The 15,132-nt window shown below is 73.4% G+C and carries 15 protein-coding genes; 11 read left to right on the forward strand and 4 right to left on the reverse strand.

What is annotated here, in order from left to right; translation table 11 throughout:
* Window positions 1–38 precede the first annotated feature (38 nt).
* The gene (locus tag ACWCPF_RS40800) at window positions 39–1,535 is read right to left on the reverse strand and encodes a sigma-70 family RNA polymerase sigma factor (protein ID WP_451050196.1); all 1,497 of its coding nucleotides are present in this window, start codon (window positions 1,533–1,535) and stop codon (window positions 39–41) included.
* 96 nt (window positions 1,536–1,631) lie between these two features.
* Window positions 1,632–2,255: a DUF6629 family protein gene (locus ACWCPF_RS40805; RefSeq protein ID WP_451050234.1), complete on the reverse strand. Its 624-nt coding sequence runs from the start codon at window positions 2,253–2,255 to the stop codon at window positions 1,632–1,634.
* Between the two features lie 140 nt (window positions 2,256–2,395).
* On the opposite strand from ACWCPF_RS40805, the gene ACWCPF_RS40810 reads away from it, so the two are divergent.
* Entirely contained in the window at window positions 2,396–3,331 is a 936-nt protein-coding gene (locus ACWCPF_RS40810) for an anti-sigma factor RsbA family regulatory protein (protein WP_451050197.1), read from the forward strand.
* Between the two features lie 25 nt (window positions 3,332–3,356).
* On the opposite strand, the gene ACWCPF_RS40815 is transcribed toward ACWCPF_RS40810, so the two are convergent.
* A complete protein-coding gene (locus ACWCPF_RS40815) occupies window positions 3,357–5,075 on the reverse strand; it encodes a protein kinase domain-containing protein (RefSeq protein WP_451050235.1) in 1,719 nt (572 codons plus the stop codon).
* Window positions 5,076–5,392: 317 nt separating this feature from the next.
* On the opposite strand from ACWCPF_RS40815, the gene ACWCPF_RS40820 reads away from it, so the two are divergent.
* From ACWCPF_RS40820 to ACWCPF_RS40865, 10 genes are all read left to right on the forward strand, one after another.
* Window positions 5,393–7,060, forward strand: coding sequence for an FAD-dependent oxidoreductase (locus tag ACWCPF_RS40820; RefSeq protein WP_451050198.1), 1,668 nt, complete (start codon window positions 5,393–5,395; stop codon window positions 7,058–7,060).
* A gap of 145 nt (window positions 7,061–7,205) precedes the next feature.
* Window positions 7,206–7,676 carry a hypothetical protein gene (locus tag ACWCPF_RS40825; RefSeq protein WP_451050199.1) on the forward strand — a complete coding sequence of 157 codons (471 nt, stop codon included), beginning with the start codon at window positions 7,206–7,208 and terminating at the stop codon, window positions 7,674–7,676.
* Window positions 7,677–7,791: 115 nt separating this feature from the next.
* Window positions 7,792–8,514 (forward strand): class F sortase, encoded by a 723-nt coding sequence (locus ACWCPF_RS40830; protein ID WP_451050200.1) that lies wholly within the window; start codon window positions 7,792–7,794, stop codon window positions 8,512–8,514.
* Between the two features lie 200 nt (window positions 8,515–8,714).
* Window positions 8,715–9,872 carry a SchA/CurD-like domain-containing protein gene (locus tag ACWCPF_RS40835; RefSeq protein WP_451050201.1) on the forward strand — a complete coding sequence of 386 codons (1,158 nt, stop codon included), beginning with the start codon at window positions 8,715–8,717 and terminating at the stop codon, window positions 9,870–9,872.
* Between the two features lie 73 nt (window positions 9,873–9,945).
* The gene (locus tag ACWCPF_RS40840) at window positions 9,946–10,356 is read left to right on the forward strand and encodes a cupin domain-containing protein (RefSeq protein ID WP_363174508.1); all 411 of its coding nucleotides are present in this window, start codon (window positions 9,946–9,948) and stop codon (window positions 10,354–10,356) included.
* On the forward strand, window positions 10,353–11,624 hold the full coding sequence (locus ACWCPF_RS40845) for a beta-ketoacyl-[acyl-carrier-protein] synthase family protein (RefSeq protein ID WP_451050202.1): 1,272 nt from the start codon (window positions 10,353–10,355) through the stop codon (window positions 11,622–11,624). Before ACWCPF_RS40840 ends, ACWCPF_RS40845 begins: the two co-directional genes overlap by 4 nt.
* Window positions 11,621–12,871 (forward strand): beta-ketoacyl synthase N-terminal-like domain-containing protein, encoded by a 1,251-nt coding sequence (locus ACWCPF_RS40850; protein ID WP_451050203.1) that lies wholly within the window; start codon window positions 11,621–11,623, stop codon window positions 12,869–12,871. Before ACWCPF_RS40845 ends, ACWCPF_RS40850 begins: the two co-directional genes overlap by 4 nt.
* A 36-nt stretch (window positions 12,872–12,907) precedes the next feature.
* A complete protein-coding gene (locus tag ACWCPF_RS40855) occupies window positions 12,908–13,162 on the forward strand; it encodes an acyl carrier protein (protein WP_451050204.1) in 255 nt (84 codons plus the stop codon).
* 1 nt (window position 13,163) lies between these two features.
* On the forward strand, window positions 13,164–13,643 hold the full coding sequence (locus ACWCPF_RS40860) for an SRPBCC family protein (RefSeq protein ID WP_451050205.1): 480 nt from the start codon (window positions 13,164–13,166) through the stop codon (window positions 13,641–13,643).
* A 23-nt stretch (window positions 13,644–13,666) separates the two neighbouring features.
* Window positions 13,667–13,996: a TcmI family type II polyketide cyclase gene (locus ACWCPF_RS40865; protein WP_451050206.1), complete on the forward strand. Its 330-nt coding sequence runs from the start codon at window positions 13,667–13,669 to the stop codon at window positions 13,994–13,996.
* 97 nt (window positions 13,997–14,093) lie between these two features.
* Here the strand turns inward: ACWCPF_RS40865 and ACWCPF_RS40870 are convergent, their stop codons facing one another.
* Complete coding sequence (locus ACWCPF_RS40870) at window positions 14,094–15,122, reverse strand: methyltransferase (RefSeq protein WP_451050207.1); 1,029 nt, start codon at window positions 15,120–15,122, stop codon at window positions 14,094–14,096.
* Window positions 15,123–15,132 lie beyond the last annotated feature (10 nt).

Consider the following 15,132-nt stretch of genomic DNA (forward strand, 5'->3'; position numbering starts at 1 on the left):
CACGCGTGCAGGAAGCCGGTGCGCCCGCGGACGGGCGGTCAGCTTCGGTCGGACCTGCCGCCGTGTCCGTGTCCATCTCCGTGTCCGTGCCCGCGTCCGTGTGTGTTTTCGGTGCCGGTGGTCTGTCCGTCGGTCGGGCAGTCGGGTTCGTCGGCCGTGGGGGGCTGGTCGTCGTCCCCGCCGTCCTCCACCGTGCCGGGGTCCGGATCCTCCGTCGGCGGGGCCTCGGGTTCCGGCGCTTCCGGCGGGTCTTCGTCGGCCGGGGGCGCGGGGTCCGGCGCGGGGTCCTTGGGCCTCTCGGCCGAGCCTCCGTCAGGAGCCTGCGGGAGGGCGGTTCCCGTTCCGCCGGAAGTGTCGCCCGCGTCCGAGGGTGTGGTGGGCGCGGTCGTTTCGGCCTTGCGGGCGGCCGGGGCCGGAGTCGGCTCCCCGAGGTCGCCGGTCGGTGCGGACGGGTCGTGGTTCTCGGCGGCCTCGGCCCGGACGACGGCCCCTGCGGGCGGCGCGACCGGGGCCTCGGCCACCGGCGGCTGCGTCACGGGCGCCTCGGCCACCGGGGTGCGCTGCACCGGTATCGGGGCGGCGTCGGCCCCGCCGAGGATGAGGCAGACCGCGGCGGCGCCCGCAGCGAGCGCGCCGGCCGTCACCGCCACGGGCGCCTTCGAGCCGCCGATCGCCGCGTGCCGCACCCCGTGCAGCAACCCGGCGCCGGGCCCGCCCGCAGCGCCCGCGGCGCCTGCCGCGGCCGTCGCCGCACCCGCCGAACCGGCGACGAAGCTCAGCAGGAACTTGCCGGCGCCGCCCAGCGCGAAGACCAGCAGGGCCGGTCCGACGAGCGCGGGAAGCCGGTTGTTGGTGAGCATCAGCGCGGCGAGCGTCTCGCGGCAGTCGTCGCACGCGTCCACATGGCCGAGCAGCCGCTCGCCCTGGCGCGCGGTCGCGGCGCCACGGACGTACGCGGGCATCCGGGCCCAGTGGACCTGGCAGGCGGGGTCCTGAGGGGCTCCGGTCTGGGCCCGCAGAAAGGCCTGCCGCATGCCCTCCCGCGCACGGTGCAGCAGGACGGCCGTCGCACCGTCCTTGGTGCCGAGCTGCGGTCCGATCGCCGCCAGCGGCTGGCCCTCCGCCTCCGCGAGCCACAGCGCCTTCACCCAGCGCTCGGGCAGCTGGCCCAGCACCCGCACGACCAGATCGACGGAGGACACCTGCTCGGCCGGGTCCTCTCCGTGTGCGCCCGGCGCGGCCCGGTCCTCGGTGTGCGGATCCCGTGGGGTCTCGCGCAGCGCACTGCCCGAGGCGATCGCGAGATGGCGCACGGTGGTCCTCAGATACGCCGGCACGTTGTCGATCTCGTGCCCCTCGGCCAGCCGTCGCCACACGCGGAAGTGCGCCTCGGCGACGAGGTCTTCGGCGGTCCAGGCGTTCCGGGTGAGGGAGCGGGCGTAGGCGACGAGGCGCGGCTGCTGCTCTTCGTAGACACGGGCGTACGCGGCCGTGGCGGAGGCCGGGGCGGACACGGCAGTGGACCGGTCGGTCATGGCTGAACGCTCCAGTGGCCTGCTGAGGGGCGGAGGGATTTGTGAGCCTAGATGACAAAACTTTCAATTAAAGTTGCAGTCACCCATGGATGTGACTCACATCACCTCTGCGGGGCTCCGGCGGCGGATCCAGCCGAGCAGCAGCACCGACCACAGGGCCGCGAACGCGCACCAGGTCGAGACGAACTCCAGTCGCCACAACGTGAAGCAGACCGCCGCGCCCACGCCGACCACCGCCCCCAGGGCCACCAGCCCCCGGTCGCCGGAGAGCAGCAGCGAGCCGACGGTGGCCAGCAGGTAGCCCGCGACGAGCAGCTCCGGATGCGGCAGATCGAGGGTGTAGCCCATCGTGCGGCCGCGGATCTCGGCGGTCACCGGGCCGGCGGCGATCCCGTACGCGAGCGCCGCCGCGGTCGCGACGCCGACCGCGAGCAGCAGCGTCAGCCTGCGCCGCGCGTGGGGCGGGGCGACGCACCACACCGCCGCCGGCACCCAGACCGCCAGCAGCGGCATGGCCATGACGGCCCACAGGACGGTGGCGGCTCCGCTGCCCCCGCCCGAGTCCCAGACCACCGCCTCCACGATCTGGTGCGCCCCGAGCAGCAGCGGCAGCGCCGCCAGCGGAAGGTCCCGGCTGCCGCCCGCACGCGTCACACAGGCCACTCCGACGGCCGCCACCCCGGCGCCCGCGACCAGATCCGCCGTCGCACTCCAACACATCACGTCACCATGGGTTCGGCCGTCGTCCGCCATCCGTTTCGCTGTGTTTGCCACGCTACGTCCCGCTCCTGAGATCCACCTGTCGCCCTGCGGGGCGGCGTTACGCTGCTTTCGGTGGATACCGAAGGAGGCCGCGGGTGGTGGACGCCTCGCAGGGAGTCGACGGGCTCGGGCTGCTCCACCCCGCGCTGTTCTACCGGTCCGAACAGGAGTACGTGGACCGGACGGTGTCGTTCGTTCAGGAGGGCCTGGCCGTCGGCGAGCCGGTGGCGGTGGCGGTGCCCGGCCCCCACCTGGAGCTGATCGCGGCGGGTCTGGGCGCCGACGCCGGGAGCGTCCGCCTGCTCGACATGACCGAGGCGGGCCGCAACCCGGGCCGGATCATCCCCACGGTGCTCCGCGCGTTCGCCGACGCCCACCCGGGCGGACGCGTGCGGATCATCGGCGAGCCGATCTGGCCGGGCCGCAGCGCGGTGGAGTATCCGGCGTGCGCACAGCACGAGGCGCTGATCAACGCGGCCTTCGAAGGCCGCACGGTCACGATCCTGTGCCCGTACGACGAGACCCGGCTGGACGGGCAGATCCTGGCCGACGCGCGGACCACCCACCCGACCGTCATCGCCGACGGCGTCGAACAGGTCAGCGACGCCTACGACTGGCCCTCCGTCGTCGCCCGCTACAACCGGGCGCCGACGCCCGCGCCGGACGCCGCCGAGTTCCCGTTCGGCCCCGACGACCTGTTCGCGGTGCGTGTCTTCGCGGTCGGCCAGGCCGCGCGACTGGGTCTCGCCGGGCAGCGGCTGGCGGACGTCGAACTGGCGGCGGCGGAACTGACGACCAACAGCGTGGTGCACGGCGACGGACGGGGCACCCTCGCCGTCTGGGCCGAGGCCGGGCAGATCGTCTGCGAGGTCCGCGACGCGGGCCGGCTGGCCGATCCGCTCGCCGGACGCCGGCCGCCCGCCCGCGGTCAGATCGGCGGCCGCGGGCTGCTGCTGGTCCACTGCGTGACCGACCTGGTGCGCCTGCACACCGGCGACGACGGCACCACCGTCCGCTTCTACATCGGCCGCTGAGCGCGCGCCGGCCGCACGCAGGGCGTCAGTCGGCGGCGCGCAGCGCGCCCCAGGTGTTCTTGCCGACGATGCCGTCGACCGCCAGCGCCTGGTCGCGCTGGAAGCCGCGGACCGCCGCCTCGGTGCCGGGTCCGAAGTCGCCGTCGACGCCCGAACCGCCCACGTCGTAGCCGCGTCTGGTGAGCATGCACTGCAGTTGGACGACCCGTTGGCCGCTGTCGCCCAGGTCGGTGCGGCCGTTGCCCGAGTAGTAGGTGCAGTCGGTGATCCAGGCCGGGGCGCCGGCCTCGGTCGGGACCGGGGTGACGGAGGCGCCGGTGTCGCCGACGGGGGCGGCGGGGGTGCTCGGTGGGTCGTCGACGGCGGGGACGGAGGCGGCCGGGGTGACGGAGGCTTCGGGGGGCGTGCCGTCGTCGTCGCCCGTGACGTCGGTGGGGCTGTCGGAGGCGTCTGCGGCGGCGGTCGGGTCCGGGACGCCGGTGCTGCTCGGCCGACCGCCGACGCCGGGCAGGTCGCCGGACCGGCCGCCGTCCGCCGACGCGACGGCCTCCGGGGAGGCGGCGGCCGGGACGTCCGTGCGGACGAGCACGAAGGCCCCCGCGGCGACGGCGCACAGCGCGGTGCCCGCCGCGGCGGCCAGGATCCGCTTCCGGCGCACCGGAGGCCTGCCCGCCGTGAGCGACGTCGCCGCGACGGCGGACGGCGCGGGCGTCGGCGCCTGTACCGGCAAGGGCGCCGGCACCGGCTGCGCCCGGTTGTCCGTGGGCTGGAGGCGTTCCGCGCGCTCCACCGGGAGGCGGTGGAGCGTGTCGTACGCGCGCCGGCGGGCCAGCACCTGGCCGCGCAGCGGTTCCGGCCAGTCAGGGGCCGAGGAACGCGCGCCGGCCGTGTCGATCAGTTGCCGCGGGGTCGGCCGCCGCTCGGGCTCCTTCGCCAGACAGGCGGTCAGCAGCGCCCCCAGCTCCGGGTCGACCTGTGAGACGGCGCCGGTCACCTCCGGGTTCGGCTGCTCGAACGCCACGCGGTGCATGACGTCGACACCGGTGCCGTCGCCGAAGGGGGCCCGGCCGGTGGCCGCGTAGAGCAGGGTGCCGGCCAGCGAGAACACGTCGGAGGCCGTGTCGCAGTGGCCCGTCCGCAGATACTCCGGCGACATGTAGGCCGCGGTGCCCACCCGGTTGCCGGTGCCCGTGATGGCGCTCGCGTCCAGGGCCTTGGAGATCCCGAAGTCGATCACATGCGCGCCCTGCGGCGACAGCAGGACGTTGGACGGCTTCAGGTCCCGGTGCACGACTCCCGCGGCGGCCAGGGCGGTCAGCGCCCGGCCCAGCTCGGCCACCAGCCGCCACACCGTCGCCGGGGGCAGTGCGCCGCCCCCGCGCACGGCTTCGGCCAGGTCCAGGCCGGGGACGTACTCGGTGGCCATCCACAGCAGCCGGTCGTCCCAGCCGGTGCCGCATAACCTCGGCGCGTGCGGCGGGCCGAGGCGGCCGTGCACCGACGCCTCACGTTCGAACCGGCGCTGGAACCGGACGTCCTCGGCGTACTCCGGCCGGATCACCTTCACGGCGAACAGTCCGGGACCGTCGTCCGCGGCCCGCGCCAGATAGACGCGTCCCATCCCGCCGCTGCCGAGCAGCGCCACCGGGACGAAGGGGCCGACGCGGCCCGGATCGCCGATCCGGAGCGGGGCGGCGCCGGTCTGCCGCAGCGCGGCGGTCTCGTGCGCCAAGGTGTTCGCCACGGAGTTCGCCGCGGGGTTCGCCGCGGGGTTCGCCGCGGGGTTCGGCGGGGGCGGCAACTGGTCGGACACGGAACTCCCGAAGTGATGTTCGTCGTAGTTCAGTTCGTATGCGAGGGGAGATCGAGGCTAGCCGAGCCCTGCCCCGTGCTCAGGGTTTCCACGGGTTCCGTCCGGCCCGTCCCGACCGCGCGCCGGGCCGTGGGCGGCGCGAAGCAGGCGGGTGAAGCCTGAAGCGCCGTCAGCTCCACGGGGCATGCATGAGGATCTCCGCCGTATCCGGCCGGGTCGGCGGACACGACGCGCTGGAGGCGAGAGTGATGAACGAACCAGTCGAAGAGGCCGGCCCCCGCACCCTCAGGGTCCCGGTCCTCATCGTCGGCGGCTCCCTGGTCGGTCTGGCGACCTCGTTGTTCCTGGGCAGGCTGGGGGTGCCGCATGTGCTGCTGGAGCGCCACTCCGGCACCTCCATCCACCCACGCGGCCGCGGCAACAACGTCCGCACGATGGAGCTGTTCCGGGTGGCCGGGGTCGAGCGGGCGATCCAGGAGGCCGCCGCCACCCTGGCCGACAACCACGGCATCCTCCAGGCGCCCACCCTGGTCGGCGACGCGGGGGAGTGGCTGTTCAAGGACATCGACCCGGGCGGCGGACTGGCCCGGTTCAGCCCCAGCTCCTGGTGCCTGTGCAGCCAGAACGACCTGGAGCCGGTCCTGCTCGACCACGCCAGACGGCTCGGCGGAGACCTCCGGTTCTCCACCGAGGTGATGTCGTTCGAGACCGACCCCCAGGGCGTCACCGCCGTGGCGAAGAACCGTGACACCGGCGAGCACCTCACCGTCCGCGCGGACTACCTCGTCGCCGCCGACGGCCCCCGCAGCCCCGCCCGCGAGCAGCTCGGCATCGGCCAGAGCGGCCCCGGCGACCTGTTCCACAACGTCAGCCTGACGTTCCGCTCCCGCGGCCTCGCCGAGGTCGTGGGCGACCGCCGCTTCATCGTCTGCTACCTGACCAGCCCGGACGCCGACGGCGCCCTGCTGCCGGTGGACAACCGCGAGAACTGGGTCTTCCACGCCCCCTGGCACCCCGAACAGGGCGAAACCCTCGAGGAGTTCACCGACGAGCGGTGCGTCGAGCACATCCGGCGGGCGGTCGGGGTGGCCGACCTCGACGTGGAGATCACCGGCAAGGCGCCCTGGCACGCCGCCCAGCGCGTCGCCCGCAGCTACCGCTCGGGGCGGGTGTTCCTGGCCGGCGACTCGGCCCACGAGATGTCGCCGACCGGGGCCTTCGGCTCCAACACCGGTATCCAGGACGCCCACAACCTCGCCTGGAAGCTGGCCGCGGTGCTCGACGGCTGGGCGGGGGAGGGCCTGCTGGACAGCTACGACGCCGAGCGCCGCCCCGTCGCGGAGGCCACCAGCGCCCGGGCCGCCGTCCGGTCGGCCGAGCACAGCCACCCCGGATTCGCCCCGCCGCCCGGCGCGGGCGGCGGCGGTGGGGGCGGTCCCCAGCGCGGCATCCTCAACGTCGCCCTCGGCTACCGCTACCCGCAGGGCGCCGTGGTCGGCGCCGATCCCGTGTCCCCGGTCGTCCCGGAGGGCCTCGACCTGACCGGCGAGCCCGGCAGCAGGGCGCCCCACCTGTGGGTGCGGCGCGGGGCGGAGCGGATCTCCACCCTGGACCTCTACGAGCGGTCCCTGGTGCTGCTCAGCGACGCCGCCGAGCCGAGCGGCTGGCACGAGGCCGCCGAACGCCTCGCCGCGGAGCTCGCGCTTCCGCTCACGTCGTACCGGGTCGGCACCGGCTCCGGGGCCGACCTGGCGCCGGAGGGCGACGCCGACTGGGCGCAGTGCCACGGCACGGCACGCGGGGGCGCGGTGCTCGTCCGGCCCGACGGGTTCGTCGCCTGGCGCTCGCCCGGTCCGGACCCGGACGCCGAGTCGACGCTGCGTCAGGTCCTGACCGCCGGGCTGGCGCTCGGCTGACCCGTCCCCTTCCCGTGGGCTTCACCCGTGTGAACGCCCCGAGTGGTGCGGCGGCGGTCGTCGGCTGACGGTGGATCACGTCCCGGTCGGGTCTTGTCAGCTGACGAGGCGTCGGCTGCCCGGCCGTGACGGAAGGACCATTCAGATGCGTTCTGCTCGCATGATCCTGGCCACCGCGGCGGCGTCCGCCGCCCTCGCCATCGGCGCCCCCGGCGTATACGCGGCCGCCGGTGACACGGACCACGACGACTCCTCCTACAGCAAGGAGGACAGCTCCTCGTACGGCAAGGAGGAGTCCGGCAAGGAAGAGCACGGCAAGGAAGAGCACGGCAAGGACGAACACGGCAAGGAAGACCACGGCAAGCCGCACGGCGGGATGCACACCGGCGGCGGCGCCCTCAGGGACACGGCCGCGGACGGCGAAGCCGACAAGGAGGCCGGCAAGGACAAGGAGTCCTGGGGCGGCGGCCACGAAAAGCCGAGCGGCGGCGTGCACACCGGCGGCGGCGCCCTCGCCGGGCCCTCGGCGACCGCGGCCGGTCTCGGCGTCCTCGCCGTCGCCGGCACCGGCCTCTACGTCCTGCGCCGCAGGAACTCCGCCGAAAGCGCGGCCTGAGCCATGCCGGTTGCGATAGCGAAGCCGCGGCCGCCGCCCGTACCCCGTGCGGCGGCCCGGCTCGCTCCCCGTGCCCCGTACGCTCCGCCGCCGCGCCCGAGTGAGGTTGTCCCCGATGGCAGTTCCCCCTTCGTCCCCCACCCCCGAGCCCACCCCCCCTTCGACCTCCCCTGAACCCGGCAGCTCCCGGGCCGGCGTCACCATGCTCTGCGCCGCGGCCGCCGTGATCCTGGCGCTGAACCTGTTCGGCGGCGGCAACGACACGTCGACGACCGACGCCTCGCGCCCCCCGCACGCCCCGCCCGCCGCCGCCCCGGTCCCGGGCACCCGAGCACCGGCCACGGCCTCCTCGGGCGCGGCCGCCGACGCCCCGATGGGCAAGCATCTGCCGCGCTCGCGGCCGGTACGTCTGCTGATCCCGAAGATCTCGGTAGACGCGCCCTTCACCGACCTGGCCATCGGCCCCAGCGGCCGGCTGGACGCGCCCCCCGCCAACGACGTCAACCTCGTGGGCTGGCACGCCGACGGGCCCTCCCCGGGGGAGGCGGGCACCGCGATCATCGCCGGGCACGTCGACACCAAGACGTCCCCCGCCGTCTTCGCCGGGCTCAGCGAGCTGGCCAAGGGCGACCTCGTCCATGTGCGGCGGGCCGACGGCGGCAAGGCGACCTTCCGGGTCGACAGCGTGGAGACCTTCGAGAAGGACGACTTCCCGAGCGAGCGGGTGTACGCCGACACGGCCGAGGCGCAGGTACGGCTCATCACCTGTGCGGGGGCCTACGACCGACGGGCCAAGGACTACACGGAGAACCTGGTCGTCTTCGCCCACCTCGTCTGACCGTCCGCCACCGACCGTCCCACCGAACGTCCCACCGACCCTTCCCGGGCGACCTTCCGCCGCCCGTTCACCCGCCCAGTCACCCACGTAGTTCATCCGAGTCGCGCACTTGCGGGGACGGGCACAGGATCGAGGAACGCTGACGTCGCGGACCCGCGGCCGACGTTCACCACCCCCTCCGCGAAGGAGATGTGCGCAGGATGACCACCACGTCCGAACGTGTTGCAGGTTCGCGGACGCGACAGGCGTCGCAACGTGTCTCCCAGTCCGTGTTCGACGGCTCCCGCCTCAGGGTCGTCCTGCTGGTCGACGTCTACGACGGAGCCCAGCAGCAGTTCCTGGAGGCGTACGAGCAGCTCTGCAACCAGGTCGCGTCCGTCCCCGGGCATGTCAGCGACCAGCTCTGCCAGTCCATCGAGAACCCCTCCCAGTGGCTCATCACCAGCGAATGGGAGAGCGCCCCGCCGTTCCTCGCCTGGGTCAACAGCGAGGAGCACGTGCGGATGGTGGAGCCGCTGCACAGCTGCGTCCGGGACACCAGGTCGCTGCGCTTCCACGTGGTCCGCGAGACCGGCGGCCCGGCGGCGGCCGCCGACGCGGGCAAGCGCCGGCTGCAGACCTCGCCCAGGATCGGCGACGGAATGATCCGGCACGCGCTCACCTTCACCGTCAAGCCGGGCAGCGAGAAGATCGTCGCCAAGATCCTCGCCGACTACGCCTCGCCCGAGCCGCAGGTCGACGACACCACCCGGCTGTGCCGCACCTCGCTGTTCATGCACGGCAACCGGGTGGTGCGGGCCATCGAGGTGCGGGGCGACCTGCTCTCCGCGCTGCGGCACGTGTCCCGGCAGCCCGAGGTACGGGCCGTCGAGGAGGCCATCAACCCCCATCTGGAGCAGGACCGGGACCTCAACGATCCGGAGTCCGCCCGGGTGTTCTTCACCCGGGCCGCGCTGCCCGCCGTCCACCATGTGACGGCGGACCGGCAGGACCCGCAGGCCGAGCGGTACGCCCTGCACTACCCGGCCCGGCCCGACCGCGGCATGAAGCTCGCCGAGCTGCTGGCCCGGCAGGACGAGGCGGCGGCGGACGACGCGAGCAACCCGGTGCTGCGCAGCACGATCTTCCAGCGCGACGACGTCGTCGTCCGGCTGGTCGACGTGCGCGGCGGACTCGACGCCGCCGACCCGGTACAGGCCCTCGGTCTGTCCGACCCCCAGCAGGTGGCCGAGCTGACGACGCTGCTGGACGACGCCGGCGACGCTGACCGGTCCGCGTCGAAGGACGCCCGACTCGCGCGACTGCTCGAACTCGCGCGCATGGATCTCGTCACCGACCGCCGGTCGCCCGACGCCTGATCCGTCATCACGTGGGCCGGGGCGGCGCCCCCGCCCCGCCCACGTCGGCGCAGTACATCAACGGAGGAACGTCGTGATCACATCCCGTCCCAGAGTCGTCGATCTCAGCGAGGTCGAGCCGAACACCCGGCGCGGCGGCGATCTGCGCGCCATGCTCACCCCGGTCACGGTCGGCTCGACCAGCGGTTTCATGGGCTTGGCCCTCATCAAGCCCGGCGACCGCATCGCTGAGCACTACCACCCGTACTCCGAGGAGTTCGTGTACGTCGTGTGCGGGCAGCTGGAGGTGGACCTGGACGGCGAGGCCGTGCCGCTGCAGCCCGAGCAGGGACTGATGATCCCCGCCCACATGCGGCACCGCTTCCGCAACGTCGGCAACGTCGAGGCCCGCATGGTGTTCCACCTCGGCCCGCTGGCCCCGAGCCCGCCGCTCGGCCACGTCGACACCGAGGAGAGCGACGCCGAAGCCGTGGTCCGCTCATGACCGGGCGTCGTGTGGCGGTCACCGGCATAGGCATCGTCGCCCCCGGCGGCATAGGCGTCCCGGCGTTCTGGAAGCTCCTCACCGAGGGGCGGACGGCGACGCGCGGCATCACCTTCTTCGATCCGAGCGGCCTGCGGTCGCGGATCGCCGCCGAGTGCGACTTCGAGCCGACGGCCCTCGGGCTGGACGCGCAGGACGTCGAGCGGTGCGACCGCTACATCCAGTTCGCCCTGGTCGCCGGCGACGAGGCGGTACGGGACGCCGGTCTCGACCTGGCGGCCGAGAACCCCTGGCGGGTCGGCGTCTCCCTGGGCACCGCCGTCGGCGGCACCACCCGGCTGGAGAACGACTACGTCAAGGTCAGCCACGGCGGGCAGCGCTGGGACGTCGACCACCGCGAGGCGGCCCCGCACCTGCACCGGGCGTTCTCGCCCAGCACGCTCGCCTCGACGGTCGCCGAGCGGTTCGGCGCCCGCGGGCCGGTGCAGACCGTCTCCACGGGCTGCACCTCCGGCCTCGACGCGGTCGGCTACGCCTTCCACACCGTGGAGGAGGGCCGGGCCGACATATGCATAGCCGGCGCCACGGACTCGCCGATCTCCCCGATCACCATGGCCTGCTTCGACGCGATCAAGGCCACCTCCTGCAACAACGACGACCCCGCGCACGCCTCGCGTCCCTTCGACGCCGACCGCGACGGGTTCGTCATGGGCGAGGGCGGCGCGGTGCTCGTCCTGGAGGAGCTGGAGCACGCCAGGGCCCGCGGCGCGCACGTCTACTGCGAGCTCGGCGGGTACGCCACCTTCGGCAACGCCTACCACATGACCGGCCTGACCAGCGAGGGCCTGGAGATGGCCCGGGCCATCGAGGACGCTCTCGACCACGCCCGGGTCGACGCCACGGCGATCGACTACGTCAACGCGCACGGGTCGGGCACCAAGCAGAACGACCGCCACGAGACCGCCGCCGTGAAGCGGGTCCTGGGCCGGCACGCCTACGACACCCCCATGAGCTCCATCAAGTCGATGGTGGGCCACTCCCTGGGCGCGATCGGGGCGATCGAACTCGTCGCCTGTGTGCTGGCGCTGGCCCACCAGGTCGTACCGCCCACCGCGAACTACGAGACGCCCGACCCCGAGTGCGATCTGGACTACGTCCCGAAGGTGGCCCGCGAACGCAAGCTGGCCAGCGTGCTGTCGGTGGGCAGCGGGTTCGGCGGCTTCCAGTCCGCGGTGGTCATGAACCGGCCGAGGGAGAAGACACGATGAGCCAACCCCTTCCACGGCGCGCGGCCGTCACGGGAATCGGCGTGGTCGCGCCCAACGGAGCCAGTACCGAGACCTTCTGGAAGTCCACCAGGGAAGGCATCAGCGTCCTGGACCGGGTGACCCGCGAAGGCTGCGAGCACCTGCCGCTGCGGGTGGCCGGCCAGGTCCGCGACTTCGACCCGGCGGCCGCGATCGAGGAGCGCTACCTCGTCCAGACCGACCGGTTCACGCACTTCGCGATGGCCGCGGCCGACCTGGCGCTGGCGGACGCCGCCCTCGGCCGGCCCGACACCGACGCCGCGCCGTTCTCGGTCGGCGTGGTCACCGCGGCCGGCTCCGGCGGCGGCGAGTTCGGCCAGCGCGAGCTCCAGCAACTGTGGGGCAAGGGCAGCCGTTACGTCGGCCCGTACCAGTCCATCGCCTGGTTCTACGCCGCCAGCACCGGCCAGATCTCCATCCGCCGCGGCTTCAAGGGCCCCTGCTCGGTGGTCGCCGCCGACGAGGCCGGCGGTCTGGACGCCCTCGCGCACGCGGCGCGGGCCGTGGTCCGCGGCACCGATGTGATCGTGGCCGGGGCGACCGAGGCGCCGATCGCCCCCTACTCGGTCGTCTGCCAACTCGGCTACGGGGAACTCAGCACGGTCGACGAACCGACCCGCGCCTACCGCCCGTTCACGGCCGCGGCCTGCGGGTTCGTGCCCGCGGAGGGCGGCGCGATGCTCGTGGTGGAGGAGGAGTCGGTGGCCCGGGCGCGCGGTGCGCGGGTGCGGGCCCACCTCGCCGGACACGCGGCGACCTTCACCGGCGCCTCCCGCTGGGAGCAGTCCCGGGACGGACTCGCCGAGGCCATCCGCGGAGCCCTCGCGGAGGCCGACTGCGCCCCCGAGGAGATCGACGTGGTCTTCGCCGACGCCCTCGGCGTGCCGGAGGCGGACCGCGCCGAGGCGCTGGCGATCGTCGACGCCCTCGGCCGGCACGGCGCCCGGGTGCCCGTCACGGCGCCCAAGACCGGGATCGGCAGAGGCTATTGCGCGGCGCCGCTGATGGACACCGCGGCGGCGGTGCTCGCGATGGAGCACGGCCTGGTCCCGCCCACTCCCAACGTCTTCGACATCTGCCATGACCTCGACCTCGTGACCGGCGCTGCCCGCACCGCCGAAGTGCGCACGGCACTGGTCCTGAGCCGGGGACTCATGGGGTCGAACTCGGCGCTGGTGCTGCGGCACGGCGCCACCGCCGCCTCGTAGCGAGACGGCGCGAAGCAGTAGAGGAGAGGAACACCCATGACCGACCGCATCACCGTGGAAGAGCTGGCCGAACTCATGAAGAAGTCCGCAGGCTGCACCGTCGCCCCGACCGAACTCCGGCGCGACGGCGTCGACTTCGGCACCCTGGGCGTCGACTCGCTCGGGCTGCTGGGCATCGTGGGCGAGCTGGAGAACCGGTACGGCACGCCGATGCCCTGCGACGCCGAACGCTCCAAGTCGCCCCGGGAGTTCCTCGACCTCGTCAACAGTGCCCTCATGACAGGAGCGTGAGATGACCGGACACACACAGAACGAGATCACCATCGCGGCCCCGCTGGACCTCGTCTGGGAGATCACCAACGACCTCGACAACTGGCCGCGGCTGTTCAGCGAGTACGCGTCCGTCGAGATCCTCTCCCGGGAGGGGCGCAAGACCACCTTCCGGCTGACGATGCACCCGGACGAGAACGGCACCGTGTGGAGCTGGGTCTCCGAGCGCGAGCCGGACCGCGAGACGCTCACCGTCAAGGCCCGCCGGGTCGAGACGGGCCCGTTCGCCCACATGGACATCCACTGGCGGTACGAGGAGCTCCCGGCCGGCACGCGGATGATCTGGACGCAGGACTTCGCGATGAAGCCCGAGGCGCCGGTCGACGACGACTGGATGACCGACAACATCAACCGCAACTCCAAGGTCCAGCTGGGCCTGATCCGCGACCGCATCGAGAAGGCCGCCGCCGAACGCGGCGCCACGCGCGGTCTGACCGACTGAGCCGGACGGAGGACAGTCCCCCCATGCACCAAGCCCTGATCGTCGCCCGGATGGCCCCGGGATCGGCGCCCGACATCGCCAAGGTCTTCGAGGACTCCGACCGGGGCGAGCTGCCGCAGCTCGTCGGCGTCGTCCGGCGCAGCCTCTTCCAGTTCGGCGACGTGTACATGCATCTGATCGAGTCCGAGCGCGAACCCGGGCCCGCCATCGCCAAGATCACCGGGCACCCCGAGTTCCGGGACGTCAGCGAGCGCCTGTCCGCGTACGTCAGCGCGTACGACCCCGAGACCTGGCGGTCCCCGAAGGACGCCATGGCGCAGCGCTTCTACCTCTGGGAGCGCGAGCGGGCCTGACCCGCACCGCACCACACCGCACCGCACCACACCGGTCGCCGGGCCCGCAGCGTCGCGGGCCCGGCGACCGGTGTCCTGTGCCGGTGACGCGGTCGGATCAGCCGGGGACGTGGCAGTCGAACGCGTGCAGATACGGGTTGACGGGGCTGACGTCGTCGATGATCAGACCCGCCTCGGTGAGCCGGCTCACCATGCTCTCGGTGGTGTGCTTCGCCCCGCCGACGTTGAGCAGCAGCATCAGGTCCATCGCGGTGCTGAACCGCATCGACGGCGAGTCGTCGACGAGGTTCTCGATGACGACGACCCGGGTCCCCGGGCCGCCGGCGCTGATGACGTTGGCCAGGGTGCGGGCCGTGCTCTCGTCGTCCCACTCCAGGATGTTCTTGATGATGTAGACGTCGGCCTTGACCGGCACGGCCATGCGGACGTCGCCCGGCACGATCCGGGCCCGGTGGGCGAGGTCGCCGCCGTCGAGCAGCCGGGGCACGGCGTTGTCGACGACGCGGGGCAGGTCGAGCAGGCTGCCCTGCATCGCGGGGTACTTGTCCAGCAGGCTGGCCACCACATGGCCCTGGCCGCCGCCGATGTCGGCGACCGATGTGCTGCCGGTCAGATCGAGCAGGGCGGCGACCTCGCGCGCCGACTGCTCGCTGGAGGTCGTCATGGCCCGGTTGAAGACCTCGGCGGACTCGGGGGCGTCCTCGTTGAGGTAGGTGAAGAACTCCTTGCCGTAGAGGTCCTCGACGACGTTGCCGCCGGTGCGCATCGCCTCGTCGAGCTTCGGCCAGGCGTCCCAGGTCCACGGCTCGGTGCACCACAGGGCGATGTTGCGCAGGCTGTGCGGGTCGTCCTCGCGCAGCAGCCGGGACATCTCGGTGTGCGCCCAGGTCCCGTCGGGGCGCTCGGCGAAGACGCCGTAGCAGGTCAGGGCGCGCAGCAGCCTGCGCAGCGGGCGGGGTTCGAGCTTCGCCGCGGCGGCGAGGTCGTCGACGGTCATGGGGGCGTCGCCGAGGACGTCGGCGACGCCGAGGCGGGCGCAGGAGCGGACGGCGGCGGCGCACGCCGCGCCGAACACGAGCTCCCGCAGTCGCATGGACGGCGGTGGGGCGGTCTCAGCGGTGGTCATGTGCCGCCTT

It is taken from the genome of Streptomyces sp. NPDC001858, from assembly GCF_053594615.1.

Coding starts and splice junctions, on each gene's coding strand:
- ACWCPF_RS40830 (WP_451050200.1), top strand. CDS start 7,792: ATGGCAGTTCCCCCTTCGTCCCCCACCCCCGAGCCCACCCCCCCTTCG.
- ACWCPF_RS40855 (WP_451050204.1), top strand. CDS start 12,908: ATGACCGACCGCATCACCGTGGAAGAGCTGGCCGAACTCATGAAGAAG.
- ACWCPF_RS40825 (WP_451050199.1), top strand. CDS start 7,206: ATGCGTTCTGCTCGCATGATCCTGGCCACCGCGGCGGCGTCCGCCGCC.
- ACWCPF_RS40850 (WP_451050203.1), top strand. CDS start 11,621: ATGAGCCAACCCCTTCCACGGCGCGCGGCCGTCACGGGAATCGGCGTG.
- ACWCPF_RS40860 (WP_451050205.1), top strand. CDS start 13,164: ATGACCGGACACACACAGAACGAGATCACCATCGCGGCCCCGCTGGAC.
- ACWCPF_RS40805 (WP_451050234.1), bottom strand. CDS start 2,255: ATGTGTTGGAGTGCGACGGCGGATCTGGTCGCGGGCGCCGGGGTGGCG.
- ACWCPF_RS40845 (WP_451050202.1), top strand. CDS start 10,353: ATGACCGGGCGTCGTGTGGCGGTCACCGGCATAGGCATCGTCGCCCCC.
- ACWCPF_RS40865 (WP_451050206.1), top strand. CDS start 13,667: ATGCACCAAGCCCTGATCGTCGCCCGGATGGCCCCGGGATCGGCGCCC.
- ACWCPF_RS40800 (WP_451050196.1), bottom strand. CDS start 1,535: ATGACCGACCGGTCCACTGCCGTGTCCGCCCCGGCCTCCGCCACGGCC.
- ACWCPF_RS40835 (WP_451050201.1), top strand. CDS start 8,715: ATGACCACCACGTCCGAACGTGTTGCAGGTTCGCGGACGCGACAGGCG.
- ACWCPF_RS40820 (WP_451050198.1), top strand. CDS start 5,393: ATGAACGAACCAGTCGAAGAGGCCGGCCCCCGCACCCTCAGGGTCCCG.
- ACWCPF_RS40870 (WP_451050207.1), bottom strand. CDS start 15,122: ATGACCACCGCTGAGACCGCCCCACCGCCGTCCATGCGACTGCGGGAG.